The organism is Spirobacillus cienkowskii (genome assembly GCF_037081835.1).
In the GTDB taxonomy this organism is placed as follows: Bacteria; Bdellovibrionota_B; Oligoflexia; order Silvanigrellales; family Silvanigrellaceae; genus Silvanigrella; species Silvanigrella cienkowskii.
In genome coordinates this window covers 401,276-418,992 of sequence record NZ_CP146516.1, presented here as the reverse complement: position 1 = coordinate 418,992, position 17,717 = coordinate 401,276, and the positions used below count along the sequence as shown (strand labels likewise).

The following is a 17,717-nucleotide window of genomic DNA, read 5'->3' as shown; positions in this document are numbered from 1 at the left end:
TTTTATGATTTCCAGAGAAGAAACTATAAAATATATAGTTTATGATATTAATGAATTTATAAAAAAGACAAAAAAACTTACACTTCAACAAAGCTCCTATGATGTAATAAACTTAACTAATAAACAACAGTGTCATCCTAAAAATATAAGATCTAAATTTAAATGCGAAGGGTATTTTCTTAAGTTTCATCAACCAACAACTGCCCCTACTCAATATGAATGCAAATGTGATTATTATAACAAAAAGTTAAATAATATTTTAAAAAACCCGCAATTGATACAAAAAATAGACTCTCATTGGCCACTTAAAAAAGGAATGGTTGCAAATAAAATTAATGCCTGGCAAGAGTGTCTCTCAAGTGGAGAAACAATTCAACTTGCAATTGCATTTATGATTAAGTGTATATCTATATTAAATTACAAAAATAAAATACCCAATATAAAATATTTTTCTGATATTGATAATACAAAAAATTATTGTAATTCTAATTGGGTTAACGCATTTTACTTTGAAAAAATTCTCAATAATTCTGAAGCTTCATTATTTTTTTGGAGTGATATAAAGAATTTTTATTTGCAAGATTCATTTAAAGAAAATAATCAGAAAAAAAATCGTTTTGATTTTTATAGCAACATACTTCCTAAACGATCATTAATATTGCTCTGCTTTGAAGACAGCTATTTTCGGTTACGCTCTGGAACAAATTCTGAATTATTTGCATTTGAGCAGTTTATCAATGATTTAACAAACTCTGATAACAAATTAATCGTTTTTTCTACTCAAAAACTAATCGACTTAAATTATCATAAAAGCTCTTATTCTAAAGACTATAATCTTTGTTTTAAAAAGAGTTTAGATGAAAAAAGAATCTCTTTGCAGCAAGCAATGGAACCTGATTATAGAATTGCAAAAGACGAGCGCTATACCGAACCCAATAGAGTTGGAGCCTTTGACCGCTTGGTTGAACTTTTGTCTAAAGGACAAGATTATATTTCGCAAGTAGAAGGGAGTTTTTCTAAATGGAAGAACGAAACAGAGAATTAAGCCAAGATTATTATAAAAGAAAAAATCACCTTTTAAAAAAAAGATTGAATTTTTTTATAATTTTGATCTCTTCTGTTTCTTTTCTATTATTTTTAAGTATTTCTGAAGGATATGCTTTAAAAATTTTACTTTCAAAAAATTTTTCGATAACAGATATTGTTTATATTCTTCTATTAATTGAGCTATATCTTTTAACTTATAATATTATTTTATCAAGAATTACGCTTCATCTTTGTTATTATTTTTATAATAAGAAAATACCTTCTATAATTATCATGTCTATTTTTTCGATTGTATATCTTATTATTTCATTTAATGTCTCTGAAGCTAAAAATATTATCCCCCTTGGCATCAGTAAAATATGTATAATTTCTTTATTTTTTAACTTTTGGAGTTCTAAACTCTCTGAAACACGACTCGAAACACGTTCAAACATTCTTCCTTATATTTTTATGATCTCTTGGCAGGCTTTTTTTATGTGTCGCTGGGTATTAATCGCTTGCTGGCTACTGAGTAGCTTAGGGTTTGCTCTAGCCCTTGTCACATCGCATCCAATTATCAAAATTGAATTGTGGGAGGCCGTTCTTTTGATGCTTGCATTTTACTTTCCATTTAAACTGTTTGTTAGAAACCCCAATGCCCATTCTGGCTTTTGATCTGTTTTTATAAAAAATTAAACTTTTATTTCAATTAGTTAAAAAAATATTACAAACCTTATTGACATTGTGCAACAGGTCGCTTAGTGAAATAAACCTAACTTAATGCTATCTGGGTGCTTAGCTCAGTTGGTTAGAGCGTCGCCCTTACAAGGCGAGGGTCTGGGGTTCGAGTCCCTAAGCACCCACCATTTTTGGTTCAAAGATGCATTTAAGTTTAAAGAGAGTTTCATTTACGGGTGCTTAGCTCAGTTGGTTAGAGCGTCGCCCTTACAAGGCGAGGGTCTGGGGTTCGAGTCCCTAAGCACCCACCATTTTTTTGTTTTTTATATAAAAAATCCTTTCAAGTTATTTCAGTCCTTTTTTGCATTCTCCATCAAAGAAACTATATACACACATAGCATCCTAATCGATGCTATGTTTTAACTTAATCTAATAAAACTCCGACTTCTAAGGCAGGAGATATCATCAATTTCACAATGAGATCGTGAATTAAACGAAAAAACAAGGAAAACCATGGCAACAGAGCAAATTTTAAAAATTGAAGGTGGCCAAAAACTCTCAGGTGGACGGGTCTCTATTGCAGGGAGCAGTAACCAAGTGACAAAGTGTATCATTGCTGCATTACTAACAAATGAACACGTACTGATTAAAAATGCCCCTGCAGTCAACGAACGCAAAATCGCCGAAGAACTTTTTGCCCATTTGGGTGGCGATGTTGAGTATATTGATGAACACACCATAAGACTCTGTGCATACAATGTCTCAAAAAACTCAATTTCAAAAGAAATATGCCAAAAAAACCGAATCTCTATTCTAGCTGTTAGTGCGTTGCTTCACCGTTTTGGAAGCGCCTACATTTTTGCAACACTAGGAGGTGATAAAATTGGAAAAAGACCTGTCGATTTTCATATTAAAGGCTTGCAAGAAATGGGAGCACATGTTGAACTTGACGGCAATCTTTATCACATTTCTGTTGACCAAGAAGGACTACAAGGTGCTCATATCATATTGCCGTTTCCAAGCGTTATGACAACCGAAAACCTAATTCTTGCTGCAACATTAGCAAAAGGACGCACCATAATTGAAAATGCAGCGATAGAACCAGAAGTTACTGAATTGGTAAAAATGCTGCAAAAAATGGGGGCGGACATTACGATTAATGCAAACAGAACCTATGTCATTCAAGGAGTTTCAAAACTTAAAGGCTGCGAGTTAAGAGTCATGCCCGACAGAAATCAAGCTGTCAGTTTTGCTTGTGCAGCATTAGCAACAGGAGGCAACGTCCTTCTCGAAAAAATTCCTCACGATCCGCTTTATAGTTTTCTCAACTACATTCAACGCATGGGAGCAGAATTTAAAGTAAATTCTGAAGGCATTTATGTTTCAAGCCCAAAGGGAAAACGTTTAAAAAATACTCATATTGAAGTCGAAGTGCACCCAGGGTTTATGACCGATTGGCAACAGCCTTTCATGGTTTTATTCACTCAGGCAGATGGTATTAGTATTCTTCATGAAACAATTTTTGAAGATAGACTCGGGTATACACGTTATTTAAATAGTATGGGTGCGAACATCAATTTGTTTTCAACATGCTTGGGCGAAGCGCCATGCCGTTTTAAAAATAAAAATCACACTCACTCAGCAATTATTCATGGCCCAACTCCTCTCAAAGGAGGAACTTATAAAATGCCAACCGATATTCGTGCAGGAATGTGCTTAGTGATTGCCGGGCTTGTTGCATCAGGAACTACAAAGCTCTCAAACATTCAGGAACTACAAAGAAAGTATGATAATATTGTAGAAAAACTCACTCAAATGGGGGGCGATGTATCAATTGTCAACGAACAAACTAAAACTCAATAGAATATATGTTTAAATTTATTTATTTTTTTTATCAGACGATTTATCAGAATTTCTTTTAATAATTTTAATACCTTTCTTTCCAGTAGACTGATTGGCATCATGAGTCTGACTCTCTTGCAATAATTCTTTTGCAGCAGCCGTAGAATCTACAGTGCTTTGTGATGCTGCATTCGTCTCTTGCTTTATCCTTTGATAGACTTCTTCACGATGAACAACAGTCGACCTGTCCGCTTCAATACCTAAGCGGACTTGTTTACCCTTAATTGCCATAACTATGATTTTTATGTTGTCGCCTATGGCAATTACATCACCAACTTTACGCGTCAATACTAACACGATGCAGACCCTCCATGGCCAGCCAAGCTCTAACCAAGAAACTTGTATGAATTTATAAAACCATTATATCGAATTCCTATCTCAAGGTATATCAGAAATAAAGTCAAAGTGCTAAACTTTTGTCACAAAGAATGCAAAAAAAACATTACACCTCACACCTTGAATGCAGTACTTACAATTTTCGATATCTGTGATAGGAATGACAAAGCCTGAATCATTTTTATCAGGTTCAACCCATATTTCTGCCCAAAACAGGAGTCATAAGGTGATTCATTTGTCACGATACCTAGCACATGATAGCGACACATCCAAATCTAGTATGATTAATACTAAAAGAAGCTATGGAAATTCACTATTTGAAGAAACTTCCTATAAAGCAATCAGAATAGCTCAAAGAAGAAAATGGACTTTAATTCTTTTAATTGTAGCATTAATATTATCTGGCGTTGGAATTTTAATATACAACCAAATAACAACTTCAAAGCACAATCAGCTTGTTGCTGAATATTCACAAATTGAAGATATTTATAACAACGAAGTCATCGAATTTCAAAAAAAGAATGCTACAACACAAAAAAATTCTTTAGCAGCTAATGACATCCCCAATAACTCGCAAAGCATGGAAAAATTTGCAGATTTTGCAAAAAAAAACATGGCAGAACCAATTGCTTGGCAAGCAGCACTAAGGGCAAGTACATTTTATATCTCTAAAGACCAAAATGATAAAGCAAAGCAACTGCTTGAATCGCTCGTGCAATATTCGGGTAGAATGCCTATTATTCAAATTAAAGCAAGAACATCTCTTGCAGGAATTTATGCAGCAGAAAAAAATACAGAAAAAGCGCTTAATGAACTTAAAATTGTAGAACAAATACCCGAAAACCCATTGCCTATGCAAACCAAACTTTTTCAAGCTCAAATTTTATTTCTCTCAGGTAATTCTTCAGAGGCTGTAAAGGTTTTAAACCAAATCATTTCATCTCCAAGCACAAGTTCAGATTTCCAAACACAACAACAAGCTAAAATTTGGTTAAATTATATTGAGTCTTAGCAATTTTGATGATCAGGATCATTTTAATGAAAGCAATTTGCACTATTTTAGCTTTGAGTTTTTTTCCAGTCACACTAGCTAAAACAAAATTTAATACTTCCTCTTCTCCAGAAATTTTTGAAGTTATTGGCGCATATCCTGTCGGTTCTTCGGAAACATTATCGATAGTACCAACGATTGTAAAACCAAATCAAAAAACATCTTCTCAATTTGGAGGATTAACAGGGGATCACTCTTTTACTCTTGATACACAAAAAAAAGAATTTAACATTCAATCAAGAGCTGTATGTGGCAATTCTCCAGAACAAAACACACTCAGCTGTTATGATATCAATCGTAATGGGATGTTTATGGCAAATTATCCTATTCCTGGATCACTTTCTACAACACCTGTTTATTTTAATAAATCATGGCTTATTGGAACAACAAAAGGGTTACTATTTAGAGTAGACGCAAACCTAAAAAATAGAATGCTTCCTTATTTAGGTGATAGTATGATATCTTTATGGGGTAATTATTCACGCTCATATATTGCATCACTAAAACCTAAAACCTTATACGTCGATAACAAATCCAGCTCATCTTCAAACGACAACCAAGCTACACCAGATCTTCCTAAAAACGTTCAATGGATCTATTCATCTTCTACAGAACTGGTTGGAACACCTATAATTTTTCAAGATACTGTTTACGCTCTATCTGCAAATCAGTATTTACACGCTATTAATTGGAATAATGGCAAGCTCATATGGTCTGTGCGACTTGCGCCAGACACAAAACTAAGGCTGTCTTCTTCTGCTTTAACCGCCACACCTTATGAAATCATTGTGGGAACCGACTTAGGCGCGTTATTGGCTTTAAATCCCAAAACGGGAAGCATTATGTGGAGCCATCAAATCACAGATTCCTCATTTAAAAATAACGAAAATTCTTATAGCAATCAATTTAAAGCGATTGTCGCAAAACCTTTAGTGATCAATCGCAATGTCATGACTTCAAATTCAGACAGTATGACTCAAAATATCTCATTAGAATCAAAAACTGTGGTTTGGAGTTATCCTGCAGGAAGTGTCGCACAGCCTAAAACAATCGATGATCACGTTATTATTGGCACCTCATTGGGTGAGCTTGTGAGCCTTAATTTTATAACTGGAGCGAAAAAATGGGCTTCTCAGCTTACAGAAGATCGCTCGCCAATTATAAGTATATTTATTACAAAATCTGGAGCTATCTTAGCTTCAAATTCAAGAGGTAAAATATTTTTAATTGATTCTAAAAATGGTAAGATTCTTTCAGAAAATTTTTCACTTGGAGAAGTCAACGGAGAATTTTTTGCTGGCTACAATAATGCTGAAGCATGTATCAGTTTTTCGCAAAATGGCTTTAGGTGTTTTTATGCAAAACTGTAATAATTTTTTTATGATACGGCTGATTCATGACAAAATATAAAAAGATTAAATTTAAAAGCTTAATACAAATTACTCAAAAAAATTTCTCGCAAATTAAAAAAAAAGGTTCCACATACCAAATTTTAAATCAAAAAATTTCTGTTAAAATTGATTCTCAAGATTTAAAAAACAGAATCAATTTTGTGCTATCTACAATGTCTGATTTTTCTACTCAGTTAACTATAAGAATATGTGACATAGAAGAAATGCAAAATATAAATTCTTATTATCGAAATAAAAATTATCCTACTGATGTCTTAAGTTTTCCAAATAAAGAGATTAATTTTAATAACTCTGAGTTTAGTTATCTTGGAGATATTTTAATTTGTTTCCCTGTTTGTTATAAACAGGCAAAAAATGCCCGTTCGACGATCTCACAAGAACTAGAAAAAATGATTATTCATGGTATTGTACATTTAAAAGGTTTTGACCACGAAAGAAGCAATAGCTGTTGGACCATAATGACTAACTTAGAAAAGAATTTACGAAAAGAACTACACAAAGAAATGGGACAGCCCAAATGGTGTAACATAGTTCCTTTGTGTAAATAAAGGACTTATAGATGGATAACCTGTACGTAGGGATAGGAATTGTTTTAATAAGTTTGAGTATTTCAGCTTTTTTCTCAATGACAGAAACCGCAGCAACAAGCATTTCAAGCCTTAAAGCAAAACATCTTACTGAAACAGGAAAAAAATCTGCACAAATATTAAATTTATGGTTAAATAGTCCTCATAGAGTTCTTGCATCCTTACTAATCGGAAATAATTTAGCTAATATTTTTGCTTCTATTTTTGTTGACGAAATTATAAGACGACATTTTGGCAACTCATCAATTATTATTGTTACCGCTATGATGACTATAATTATCGTATTATTTGCAGAAATAATTCCTAAAACCTTTGCTAAAACTCATGCAGTAAAAATAATTATTCCAATTTTAAATGTTTATAAATTATTTTATTACATTTTACTTCCAGTTACTATAACAATGACAACGTTAAGTAATTATATAACCTCAATTTTTTCAAGAAATACAAAAAGCAATATTGGCCCGCAAATTACAGAAGAAGAATTAGAATTTTTAATTAATGTTGGCGAAAGAGAAGGAGTCATCCATGAACAAAAGCATGACATGCTTTCTGGTATTTTTGAACTCGGCGATACTGTAGTCCGTGAAGTTATGGTTCATCGCATTGATCTCACTGCAGTTCCTCAATCTATGAAAATAGTTGATGCAGTTGAAAAATTTAGAGAAACAGGATTATCAAGAATTCCCGTCTACGAAGATAAAATTGACAATATTACTGGCACAATACACGCAAAAGATGCACTTTTTTTCTTAAAAAAACATCATGGAGAACAAATGTGTTATGAAGCCACAGTTTCTGAAATTCGCAGAGAGGTGATGTTTATTCCAGAAACAAAGCCAGTTGATCTATTATTTCAAGAAATGAAAAGACATAAGCAACATATGGCGATTGTTCTTGATGAATATGGCGGAACAAGCGGTATTGTTACAATGGAAGACATTTTTGAAGAAATTGTTGGCGAAGTGCGTGATGAATTTGATAATGAAGAAGACGCAATCAGACCAACACAAGTTGCTAACCAATACTTAGTCGAATGCAAAATTCACGTTGATGATTTTTGTGATTTTTTTGATATAAAAGTCGCTGATTTTACTCAAGGGATTAATGTCAGTGAATTTGATACACTTGCCGGACTCATCTTGCAGCACTTTGGCCACATTCCCAAAGCAGGCGATAAGTTAACATTAAATAATATTACTATGGAAGTTGTTGAAGTTAGCAAACGTAGAGTGAGAAGAGTTGTAGTAAGATTATAAAACTACACGCCAACTACTTAATCATAATAATCTGTTCTAGTAGCCCACTTCGTTATTTGGTATCTATAATAATATTCTTTTATTGCATCAAATGCTTGCAAAATTTTTATCTGTTTATTTTGATTGTAGTTTCCAAAACTTGTAAAAGAAAATGCATAAATTTTGGCATAATCATTAAAAATAAAACCTCTTAAATAAGCATTACTATCTTTCCAAAAAGTATTTGCTGTATATGCAAAATATCGATTAGCTGAAGCAGTTATATCATTAAATTTTAGTAGATTACCCGCAAAATCAGATATATTAAATTCATTTAATGAAGTATTATAATGTAAAATCCATTTATACTCAGACCGCATTTCTCCTTGAGTAGAACAATAGTCATTTTTTACCCAGTCCCACGAAGAGCCTCCATTAAAAAGTAAAGCTGACATATAGCAAACTTGTGGACCAATTGTTTTATTTCCAAAAGAAGAAAACAGAGCATTATTGTGAGCATTATAATAATGTTTATACATTAATAAATTTCTAGGAAAATCTTGAAATACATTTCCAGCAGATGTGGGATACATGACATAAAAATCTTCTGTATACAGTAGATCCATTGAAAATTGAATAAATGCTTCTGTAGTAGAATTTAAAACTTGAGTTGCATTAGTAAAAGAAAGTGAGTTTTTATTTTTATCTAAAAAAATTGCGCTTATGGGTTCATTAGACATAAAAACAAAATTATTACTTCCAAGAAGCAGAGCTTGATTAAAATAATTTTTTAAATAATATTTATTTTCAAATTTTTCAATTATCCATTTTTGTTCTTTAACACTAATATCGCAAATTTCAAGTCTAATATATCTATCCAAACTATCTACGCGAGGAGATTTTAAACAATAATACTGATTATATTGACCATCATTTACTTGTGTAATAATTTGTCCAAACTCAGTAAAAGACCAAATTTGTTTCTCAGAACACGCAGCAATACTTACATAAAAATATTTTCCAATATAACCTTTATTTGGTGTTAAACAAATATTTGGCAAATTAAAAGTAGAAAATTTAAATTCATTTTTGTTTTTTTCTAAAAAATCATCAGGCATATTCATATAAAATGATTTTTTTTGCATTAAATTTTTGCTAGGACAAATTAATTTATTTGCATTACCGGAGATATCTCTTTTTTTAACATGATACAACTGATCTTTAGAAACCTTATCATCAATGTATACTTGACCCGACATTATAGGCAAAGAGTCATTAAAACACGCAAAATTAGGATTTGCACCATAAAACTCAAAATAGGCACTTTGCACTGTTCCTAATGGAAAACTGTCATTATAAATTTTTGGTTCAATAACAGGAAATCGCGAATCAGTACGAGTAATATTATTGATATAAGATCCATCATCGCTAATATATTCATTTCCAGATAAAACATAGCGAGTCGCTAAAACAATTGTTTCTGGAGGAATATAATTCATTGCGGCAAATTCATTTTCAATTGTAAATATGGTACTATAATTTTCTATTAAAGATTTTCTGTGATCATGATGATGATTATAAGTACTATAAAAAACATTCGATACATTAATAAAATTACTTTGCGGAATAACTTCGTATACATAAAATTCATCAACGTCCCACCAAGTCGCAGCAAATTTACGACCAAGTTCAACTGCATACTTATAGCTTGATGTTGTGCTTATAAAAACAGATTGTTGCCCAGGATCTGCTTGAATATGTTGTGCTAAACTTGTTGATCCGGAAGCATTTCTCTTAAAACCATATTTAAATACTTTATCAGGTTTAGAGGGTGTTGCTCGGTAAACCCTTTGCGGAAAAGAGTGATTATCCAAATTTACAGCATAAGCAGCAGTTGAAAAATTTAATTTAGAGTCATTAATAAAGACAAATAAATATATTGATAGTAGTAAAATTAATCCTCTTAACAAAATTGCCTCCTAATATATAATGTTTAGAAAATAAAGCAAAGATACCACTTAAAATATTTTTAAATAAAAATCAATTTTTGTCTGCACTTAAAATTAGCAAATAAATACTAATTTTTAAAAATATTATTTTCTGATTTTCTTCCTAAATTGTATGAGAAAATAAATGCAAATAAAATAAACATAATAAATACTAATAATGGAAATAATTCGCTTTTTGAAGACGTGGAATATAAAAAAGAAAATAATGTTACAACCGGAAAACCGATGGCGTTTGCCGATCCAATTAGTTTAGCGACTTCTGAAGGAGTTAAAAAATCCACTAGATATTTTCTAATAATAATTCTTATTCCACCAAAAGACATGCCAAATAAGAAAATTAAAATAAATAAAATATACAAATTATTAAAAAATAAGCAAAAAGAAGTAATAGACAAAAATCCCAAAATCGATAAAACAGATAATCCTTTGTAGTTAAAAAAATACTTTGCTGCAAAAAAAGACAATAAAATACCAGAAATTGCCATTCCTAAGCCAATAGAAAAATCAAGATAAGCCACATATTCAACTTTTCCGCCTAATCTATTTTTCCCTATAATAGGGAGCACCATGTTGATCATTCCTAAAACAGGCCAAATAAGTATTAAAATTAAAAAAATATTGATTGATGGCAGTTTATTTATAATACTTTTAATTGAAATATTTTTTTCATTACTAAAATTTTTAATTATAAATTTTTTATTATTAATAAATCTACTATAAATCAATAGTAAAATTGTAACAAAATATAATATTATTGAAATATAAAATGGGCCATATTTACTATTTATTCTCATTCCAGGTGAAACCAGTAATGGCCCTATCATAAGTGCAGCTTGAGAACATGTTAAAGTCATACTATTAAACTTTTGCTTAATTTTATCATCTCGAATACTTTTTGAAATCTCAGTAAACCAAGCCTCCCAACTCGACTCAAGAACAAAAAATATGCACCATAAAAATAAATTTAAAGAAACCAATAAATACAAATAATTATTAAATATAATTATTAAAATTACTGATAATTTTATACATAAGCAGCCAAAAACTATTATAGAAATTACATTAAAATAATTAGATATAAAATTAATTATTGGTGCAACAATCAAGGCGGGTAAAAAACTTGTTAATATTATCCAAAATAATTTTTTTTCTCCATCAATAAAAGCATTTAGCATCAACCAACTAAACGCTAAAATTAAACAACCATTTGATAATCGATAAAAAATACTTGCCAAAAAATAGGGTAACATTATAATCTTGCCAATTATTCTTTCTCGCAAAAAATGATTGTTGCTGCCAAACGAATTTAATATTATCAAGACATAAATGCTCTAATTATTTTAATACTAATTTTTAGGCTTTCTAAATAAAACTATTGCTGTATTTCCAAATGCATAAGTTTTTTCGTTAAAAGCTTTTTCTAGGACAAAACCTGATCTTGTAATTTCACTGACTAAATTTTCTTCATTTGCTTCATAATATGGGAAAATATCTAATTTTACAAATTTCTCTTTTCCATCTGCGGTTCTAATTCTTCGCTCCATAGCTTCACCTGGTACTATTTTTCCAACACTTTCCCAATGTGGCATTGAAAAAAATCCTTCTCCCCAATTTGAACGACAATGAGCTACTAGAAAATAACCGCCTGGTTTTATAATATCAAATACTCTTTTAATATGCATTTCTCTTTGATCTTTATTATCAATCATATGCAGACAACCCATATTAATTGCTAAGTCATAATAAATATCAGGTAAGTTACGTAAATAAAAAACATCTCTAATCAAAAATTTAGGATTAACGTTTTTGCTTCGTGCGACTTCTATTGCTTTTTCAATTGCACTAACAGATACGTCTACACCTAAAACGTCAAAGCCGCGTGCAGCCAAATAACAAGAGTCTCGACCCTCACCACAACCTAAGTCTATAACCTTATTTCCAACCTCTTCTCTTGAATATTCTTCTAGAAATTTTACTAAAAACTCATTTGGTGTATCAATTTCCCAAAGATAAGCTCCTTCTTGATAAACTTTTTGATATCTTTTATCATATTGAAAATAATACTCATTAAGTGATTTTAATTCTTCTTCAACTTTTACTTTCTCTTCTTCTAGTACTTCTTTGATTAAAAAATTATTTGAATAATCATTAAATTCACACACAAAAAGTATATTTCCACTATTTTCTTTAGATAAATAGTAAACTTCACTACCTTTCTCAAGGACTAAAGGCTCACCTGATCCAATTAGATTTTTTTTAAATTTTTTATTTGAATCATTTTCAATAATTTTATAGCCGATAGCTGTTACTCCAGCTATTGAAAGTAGCAAAGTTTCTTTAGAAGTAGTTAAGAATTTTTTAGTTATTTCAGAATTAACATTCAAAAATCCAAACCGACAAAAGCTATTCACAAAAAAATTGTTTTCATCAATTATCTCTTTAGGAATTTTCTTTAATTCAAATAAAATCTTACTAGAATTAAATAAATTTTTTATTTCGTTCTCACTTTTACAATTATTAATCATAGACACAAAAGAATTAAAATCTGAATAATTACTCATATTGCCTCTCTAAAATACTTTTATTTAATTAATAAAATACTGTCAAAATTATAAAAAAACTAATAAATTTATCAAAATTTAAAATATAATTTTATTTTTCAAAAGTCAACGAATTTTTTACAAAAAATATTTAATTTCAAAAAGATAACCAAAAATTGTTTTGATTTTTTGATACTAAAGGTAAGAAGATAATAATAAGACTTCAGACATACTCATGCCAAGTCTTCTAGAAACATCACTCGCCTCAATTCCATCTTGTAACAATTTTTTTGCTTCAGCATATTTTTCGGTTTGAATTTCTTTAAATATATCTTCCGGAGGAACAGTTGCATCAAACAAACGTAATATTTTTTGAGATTTTTTTGTAGAAGCAATTAAGTTTTCATTTAAAATTTGTGCGTCTTTAATTATTTTTTCTAAAGCTAATGTTTTCATATTTAAATTAGATAAGTTTTCTTCCAATAACATTTCAGAATGTTTATCAACTTCTACTAATACACTATTTATCTTTTTTGTGACATCTTCCCACTCTGCATGAGCTTCTGAACCAATCACCATAAGCTTATTTAAGGTATCAGAAGCTAACTTTTTTGCTTCTTTAACTTCATTGCTTAACATTGCCTGCATATCTATGAGCTGTGCACGCTCAGCATCCAAAATTGCAAACTCTTTATCTCTTTTTAGTTTTCCACTCTTTAACCATTTTATACAAGTTAAAAAAAACACAACTTGAAATACAAAAAGTACAAACCCTATACATATTAATAACAAAACATAGTTCATTTATAATTTGTCCCACAATTTTTTAAATATTCAATAAGTACAGTCTCATCAACAGAATCAAGACTTAATATTTCTGTAAGAATTTGGTATTTTGCACCTTTTTTTAACAATTCTTCTACATTTAAGACGCGACATAAAACTTGAAAGTATGTAGGCGCGGCGGTATGACGGTATTCGACTATTTTAGACTTTCTCACCCAATAGTCTGGAATTTCTACCCATACGCGCAATAAACTACCGACTTTAAACTCGAGTTGCACCTGAAATAAAATACCTTTGGTTGATATTGCACTTGTTTCAGATTTTAGCATTTTATTTACATTATTTGAAATTTTATATTCACAATACTTTATCGGAATTTTTGTAGAAATAAGCTTAAGATCAAAGGTTGTAGGCTTAACCTCTGCCGTAGCGCCTACATGATTAATGTCTTCAATATCATCAAGCGTGAGGTTCTTTTGCATATAAAAATGTACTCCATTAAACTAAGAGACTTTATATGTAAGAATATTTATTTTACAAATATTTTATCTATCTTTTCTTTCATTGTTGCTGCATTAAATGGTTTTACAATATAATTACTTACACCACTTTTTACCGCTTCAACAATATTATCTTTGTCGGCCTCTGCCGTAACCATTAAAAATGGAAGACCTTTAATTCTTTCATCTTTATGAGCTCGTACAGATTTTAAAAGTTCGATTCCAGTCATGTTTGGCATGTTCCAATCACTGACAATAAATTCAATTGCTGGATTGACTGCAAGAGTATTTAATGCAAGCTGTCCATCTTCTGCTTCAACTATATTTTGATACCCAAGTTGTTTAAGTACACTTTTCACAATTTTCCTCATTGTTGGAAAATCATCAACAACAAGTATCAAAGAATCTTTGTTTATTGGTTTATATTTTCCCATTTTTAAAATACTCCTTCAGCTAAAACTTCAATCTTGCAAAATATGCCTGAGCTTAATTTTTAGTTTTTGAACAGCCTGAGTATGGAGCTGCGATACTCGAGATTCTGTTACGTCTAATATTCGGCCAATTTCTTTTAAATTTAAGTCTTCATAATAATATAGACTCAAAACTAGCTTTTGTTTTTCTGGTAATTCTTCTACTGTTTTCATAATAATATCACGAACTCCTTTATTTTTTAGAAGCATAAAAGGATTTTTAGAATTAGGATTTTCTAAACAATCAAGAAGTGATTTTTTGTCGTTTGTATTCGTTCCGCCTAATTCTTCAAGACTCATCATAGAAACCCGAGTACGCCCCATTCTCTCTTGATATTCTTCTAAAGACACTTCCAAAAATTCTGCAACTTCTCTTTCTGTAGCAGGTCGTCCTAATTTATGTTCCAATTCTAATTTAGCTTTATCTTCTTTTTTGTTACTTTCTCTAACACTACGAGGAACCCAATCTTGGTTTCTCAGTTCATCTAACATTGCACCACGCACTCTAAATTCTGCGTATGTTTTAAACTTATTATCTCTACTAGGATCGTATTTATCAATTGCATCCATTAAACCTATCACACCGGCAGAAAATAAATCATCCAAATCAATATTAGAAGGTAAACGTGCTGCAATTTTTTGCGCTATATATTTAATTAAAGGAGCGTAATCCATTATAATTTGATTACGCATCGGATCACTCGTTAAAGGAACTGCACGTGTTTGATTTTGAGGAATTCGCTTTTGTCTAATTTTTAGATCAGTTTCAACTACCAATTGCTTTTTAGTTGCAGCTCCTGAAAAGCTCATTATTCCTCCATCAAGTAATTAAAATAACTATCGATATCCAAGAATATCAGGAGTGTTCGCTGATACCATTTTTCTCCAAAAAAATTGCATTGTTCCTTTAAGTTGCCCTACAGTTCCTTGAGTTACAATTTGTCTTGATATATCTCTCAAACCTTGAGAGGCTAAAGAAAACGGATATTTTTGAACACAAGGAATACGCTCTCGTATTGAATTTCTCATCGCCTCATCAAATGGAATAAAGCCAAGATATTCAACTCTAACTTGCAAATATTCATCTGATAATGTAGAAATCTTTTCGTATATTTTTTTTGCTTCTATATCATTTTTAACCATATTAACAATTAATTTAAAAGATTTTTCTAAAGTCATTTGTGATAAAATTTTAATACTCGCATAGCAATCTGCTAAACTTGTTGGCTCAGGCGTTACAACCATTATGACTTCTGCGGCTGAAGATGTCCAATATTGAACATTTTTTGAAACTCCTGCAGGAGTATCAATTAATACAACATCAAATTCTTCATCTAAAGATTCAATTTGATCTAACAGCATTAGCTTTTGAATTTTATCCAGCTCAGGAACTTTCATAACTCCACTTGACGAGGGTATGACTCTAACACCTTCTATTCCTGTAATAATAATATCTTTCAAATGGCGTTCCCCACATAAAACATCATCTAAAGTGTATTGCGGTCTTAAATTTAGAACGACATCCAAATTTGCGAGGCCAAAATCACCATCGATAAGCAATGTTCGCATTCCCATTCTAGCCATACAAAGCCCTAAGTTTGCAGTGGTCAACGTTTTGCCAACTCCGCCTTTGCCACCCGAAACTGCAAGAACAGTTGGAATTTTATTTTGATATTCATTTTTCTGAACTATAACTTGACTATCTTTTTGAACATTTCTCATTAGTTCTCTTAAACTTGAAGCTTGATCAAACATATGTAGATTCCTAAAAGAATTAATTAAAATTAAAGCCTAAGTAACCTTTCAACAACTCTCTCTTTTGATGCAATTTCTATATCTTCTGGAACTCTCTGACCTGTAGTAAAGTAACTAAGTGGAATTTTATTTTGAATACTACTATTTAATATTTCGCCAAAAGCCCAAGATTCATCAAGCTTAGTAAAAATTAAACTAGATAGTGATAAAAATCGAAATCCTCTAATTGTTTCATCAATATCACGTTGCTTCATTGTACAAGAAAGTACCAAATGAAATTCAATTGGTAATGGCGCTTCTCCTAATTTCTTAAGCGACATCATTTGATCTGAAAATCTTGAACTTCGACCTGCTGTATCAATTAAAATATATTGATAAGAATGTTTTTTAGAAATAAAATTAATTAATTCATTTTTATCAGAAAGTTCAGCAAAAGGACATTCTAATATTTTTGAATAAATTCTTAATTGATCAGCAGCAGCAATTCTATAAGAATCTAAAGAAACTAATTCAACATTTTTACCATCATTTATTTTTAATTTTGCTGCAATTTTTGCAAGTGTAGTAGTTTTTCCAACACCAGTAGGACCAACTAAACAAATCACTTTTTTCTGATTAGCTTCGTCTCGAAATGGGCCAGTAACTTTTAAATATCTAAAAATATATTTTATTGTTGAACTTAAATAAAATTCTCGTAATTTTTCATTTGAATTAATGAGGTCTTCTTTGGTTTTTGGATCTTCCAATGAAATTAACCATGAGACTAACTGATTAATAAAATTTTCAGAAACTCCAGAACTACGTAATCGAATTCCTATATCAGTAACAAAATTATTAGCTGAATCGCACGATTTCTTGTACTTTTCTTTCATAATATCATGCAATAAAACTTTAATTTCTTGAATTTGCTCTGTTACATCAACTTGAGGAAGTGATTCAATTTCTTTTCTAACTCTTACTAATTCAGAGCGAAGAGAATTGACTTCATCCACATTAGCAACATAATTTGAATTTATTTTGCTTTTTTCTACATTAATTATTTTATCCTTTGCAAAATCTCTATTCAAAGCATTTGCAAAGGTCTTTGCCATATTTCTCGTTTCAGGATTTAAATTAGAAAGAGTAGGAGTTAACAACGGTTTCTTTATTTGAGAGCCTTTAACAATTGTGGCCTCATTTTTTGATTTTACCTTTGGAAAGTCTACCTTAGGCAATGCTAAACCTGCCTTTTGATTTATAACTTTACCATTAATTGTTGCACTTGGACTTGCAGTAACTTCATATATTTTACAGTTTTTTTCTAATTCTTCTGAATATACTTCTTTTTCACGTGTTGAAAGAATGACTGCATCACGTCCTAGCTCTAGCTTTACAAGCTTTATAGCATCCTGTAAGGAGAATGACTCAAACCTTCTAATATCCATTGC

The 17,717-nt window shown here is 30.8% G+C and carries 17 protein-coding genes and 2 tRNA genes; 9 read left to right on the top strand and 10 right to left on the bottom strand.

What is annotated here, in order from left to right; all coding sequences use genetic code 11:
• Nucleotides 1-4 precede the first annotated feature (4 nt).
• From Spiro2_RS01795 to murA, 5 genes are all read left to right on the top strand, one after another.
• A complete protein-coding gene (locus Spiro2_RS01795) occupies nt 5-1,045 on the top strand; it encodes a hypothetical protein (protein ID WP_338636638.1) in 1,041 nt (346 codons plus the stop codon).
• Entirely contained in the window at nt 1,021-1,701 is a 681-nt protein-coding gene (locus Spiro2_RS01790; protein ID WP_338636637.1) for a hypothetical protein, read from the top strand. The genes Spiro2_RS01795 and Spiro2_RS01790 overlap by 25 nt, the downstream gene beginning before the upstream one ends.
• 114 nt (nt 1,702-1,815) lie before the next feature.
• Nucleotides 1,816-1,892 (top strand) — tRNA-Val (locus Spiro2_RS01785).
• A gap of 46 nt (nt 1,893-1,938) precedes the next feature.
• Nucleotides 1,939-2,015, top strand: a tRNA-Val gene (locus Spiro2_RS01780).
• Nucleotides 2,016-2,217: 202 nt separating this feature from the next.
• Complete coding sequence (gene murA / locus Spiro2_RS01775) at nt 2,218-3,567, top strand: UDP-N-acetylglucosamine 1-carboxyvinyltransferase (protein ID WP_338636636.1); 1,350 nt, start codon at nt 2,218-2,220, stop codon at nt 3,565-3,567.
• A 15-nt stretch (nt 3,568-3,582) separates the two neighbouring features.
• On the opposite strand, the gene csrA is transcribed toward murA, so the two are convergent.
• Nucleotides 3,583-3,894, bottom strand: a complete 312-nt coding sequence (gene csrA / locus Spiro2_RS12720) for a carbon storage regulator CsrA (RefSeq protein WP_422398006.1) — start codon at nt 3,892-3,894, stop codon at nt 3,583-3,585.
• Nucleotides 3,895-4,102: 208 nt separating this feature from the next.
• Here csrA and Spiro2_RS01765 point away from each other — a divergent pair, with 208 nt between their 5' ends.
• From Spiro2_RS01765 to Spiro2_RS01750, 4 genes are read left to right on the top strand one after another with little or no spacing between them, the layout of a single operon-like run.
• On the top strand, nt 4,103-4,954 hold the full coding sequence (locus tag Spiro2_RS01765) for a tetratricopeptide repeat protein (RefSeq protein WP_338636635.1): 852 nt from the start codon (nt 4,103-4,105) through the stop codon (nt 4,952-4,954).
• Nucleotides 4,955-4,980: 26 nt separating this feature from the next.
• A complete protein-coding gene (locus Spiro2_RS01760; protein WP_338636634.1) occupies nt 4,981-6,363 on the top strand; it encodes a PQQ-binding-like beta-propeller repeat protein in 1,383 nt (460 codons plus the stop codon).
• A gap of 26 nt (nt 6,364-6,389) precedes the next feature.
• Complete coding sequence (gene ybeY, locus Spiro2_RS01755) at nt 6,390-6,953, top strand: rRNA maturation RNase YbeY (RefSeq protein ID WP_338636633.1); 564 nt, start codon at nt 6,390-6,392, stop codon at nt 6,951-6,953.
• An 11-nt stretch (nt 6,954-6,964) separates the two neighbouring features.
• On the top strand, nt 6,965-8,251 hold the full coding sequence (locus Spiro2_RS01750; protein ID WP_338636631.1) for a hemolysin family protein: 1,287 nt from the start codon (nt 6,965-6,967) through the stop codon (nt 8,249-8,251).
• Between the two features lie 17 nt (nt 8,252-8,268).
• Here the strand turns inward: Spiro2_RS01750 and Spiro2_RS01745 are convergent, their stop codons facing one another.
• The 9 genes from Spiro2_RS01745 to flhF form a co-directional block, all read right to left on the bottom strand.
• The gene (locus tag Spiro2_RS01745; RefSeq protein ID WP_338636629.1) at nt 8,269-10,200 is read right to left on the bottom strand and encodes a hypothetical protein; all 1,932 of its coding nucleotides are present in this window, start codon (nt 10,198-10,200) and stop codon (nt 8,269-8,271) included.
• A 107-nt stretch (nt 10,201-10,307) separates the two neighbouring features.
• The gene (locus tag Spiro2_RS01740; RefSeq protein ID WP_338636628.1) at nt 10,308-11,489 is read right to left on the bottom strand and encodes an MFS transporter; all 1,182 of its coding nucleotides are present in this window, start codon (nt 11,487-11,489) and stop codon (nt 10,308-10,310) included.
• Nucleotides 11,490-11,585: 96 nt separating this feature from the next.
• On the bottom strand, nt 11,586-12,764 hold the full coding sequence (locus Spiro2_RS01735; RefSeq protein WP_338637746.1) for a class I SAM-dependent methyltransferase: 1,179 nt from the start codon (nt 12,762-12,764) through the stop codon (nt 11,586-11,588).
• Nucleotides 12,765-12,974: 210 nt separating this feature from the next.
• Nucleotides 12,975-13,583 carry a hypothetical protein gene (locus tag Spiro2_RS01730; protein ID WP_338636627.1) on the bottom strand — a complete coding sequence of 203 codons (609 nt, stop codon included), beginning with the start codon at nt 13,581-13,583 and terminating at the stop codon, nt 12,975-12,977.
• Nucleotides 13,580-14,047, bottom strand: a complete 468-nt coding sequence (locus tag Spiro2_RS01725; protein WP_338636626.1) for a hypothetical protein — start codon at nt 14,045-14,047, stop codon at nt 13,580-13,582. Before Spiro2_RS01725 ends, Spiro2_RS01730 begins: the two co-directional genes overlap by 4 nt.
• Before the next feature lie 47 nt (nt 14,048-14,094).
• Complete coding sequence (locus Spiro2_RS01720; protein WP_338636624.1) at nt 14,095-14,499, bottom strand: response regulator; 405 nt, start codon at nt 14,497-14,499, stop codon at nt 14,095-14,097.
• A 27-nt stretch (nt 14,500-14,526) separates the two neighbouring features.
• Nucleotides 14,527-15,345, bottom strand: a complete 819-nt coding sequence (locus Spiro2_RS01715; RefSeq protein WP_338636623.1) for a FliA/WhiG family RNA polymerase sigma factor — start codon at nt 15,343-15,345, stop codon at nt 14,527-14,529.
• A gap of 27 nt (nt 15,346-15,372) precedes the next feature.
• Complete coding sequence (locus Spiro2_RS01710) at nt 15,373-16,290, bottom strand: MinD/ParA family ATP-binding protein (protein WP_338636622.1); 918 nt, start codon at nt 16,288-16,290, stop codon at nt 15,373-15,375.
• A gap of 29 nt (nt 16,291-16,319) precedes the next feature.
• Nucleotides 16,320-17,714, bottom strand: coding sequence for a flagellar biosynthesis protein FlhF (gene flhF, locus Spiro2_RS01705; protein ID WP_338636621.1), 1,395 nt, complete (start codon nt 17,712-17,714; stop codon nt 16,320-16,322).
• Between the last annotated feature and the right edge of the window lie 3 nt (nt 17,715-17,717).

Coding starts and splice junctions, on each gene's coding strand:
- Spiro2_RS01795 (WP_338636638.1), top strand. CDS start 5: ATGATTTCCAGAGAAGAAACTATAAAATATATAGTTTATGATATTAAT.
- Spiro2_RS01790 (WP_338636637.1), top strand. CDS start 1,021: ATGGAAGAACGAAACAGAGAATTAAGCCAAGATTATTATAAAAGAAAA.
- murA (WP_338636636.1), top strand. CDS start 2,218: ATGGCAACAGAGCAAATTTTAAAAATTGAAGGTGGCCAAAAACTCTCA.
- Spiro2_RS01765 (WP_338636635.1), top strand. CDS start 4,103: ATGACAAAGCCTGAATCATTTTTATCAGGTTCAACCCATATTTCTGCC.
- Spiro2_RS01760 (WP_338636634.1), top strand. CDS start 4,981: ATGAAAGCAATTTGCACTATTTTAGCTTTGAGTTTTTTTCCAGTCACA.
- ybeY (WP_338636633.1), top strand. CDS start 6,390: ATGACAAAATATAAAAAGATTAAATTTAAAAGCTTAATACAAATTACT.
- Spiro2_RS01750 (WP_338636631.1), top strand. CDS start 6,965: ATGGATAACCTGTACGTAGGGATAGGAATTGTTTTAATAAGTTTGAGT.
- Spiro2_RS01740 (WP_338636628.1), bottom strand. CDS start 11,489: ATGTTACCCTATTTTTTGGCAAGTATTTTTTATCGATTATCAAATGGT.
- Spiro2_RS01735 (WP_338637746.1), bottom strand. CDS start 12,764: ATGATTAATAATTGTAAAAGTGAGAACGAAATAAAAAATTTATTTAAT.
- Spiro2_RS01730 (WP_338636627.1), bottom strand. CDS start 13,583: ATGAACTATGTTTTGTTATTAATATGTATAGGGTTTGTACTTTTTGTA.
- Spiro2_RS01725 (WP_338636626.1), bottom strand. CDS start 14,047: ATGCAAAAGAACCTCACGCTTGATGATATTGAAGACATTAATCATGTA.
- Spiro2_RS01720 (WP_338636624.1), bottom strand. CDS start 14,499: ATGGGAAAATATAAACCAATAAACAAAGATTCTTTGATACTTGTTGTT.
- Spiro2_RS01715 (WP_338636623.1), bottom strand. CDS start 15,345: ATGAGCTTTTCAGGAGCTGCAACTAAAAAGCAATTGGTAGTTGAAACT.
- Spiro2_RS01710 (WP_338636622.1), bottom strand. CDS start 16,290: ATGTTTGATCAAGCTTCAAGTTTAAGAGAACTAATGAGAAATGTTCAA.
- flhF (WP_338636621.1), bottom strand. CDS start 17,714: ATGGATATTAGAAGGTTTGAGTCATTCTCCTTACAGGATGCTATAAAG.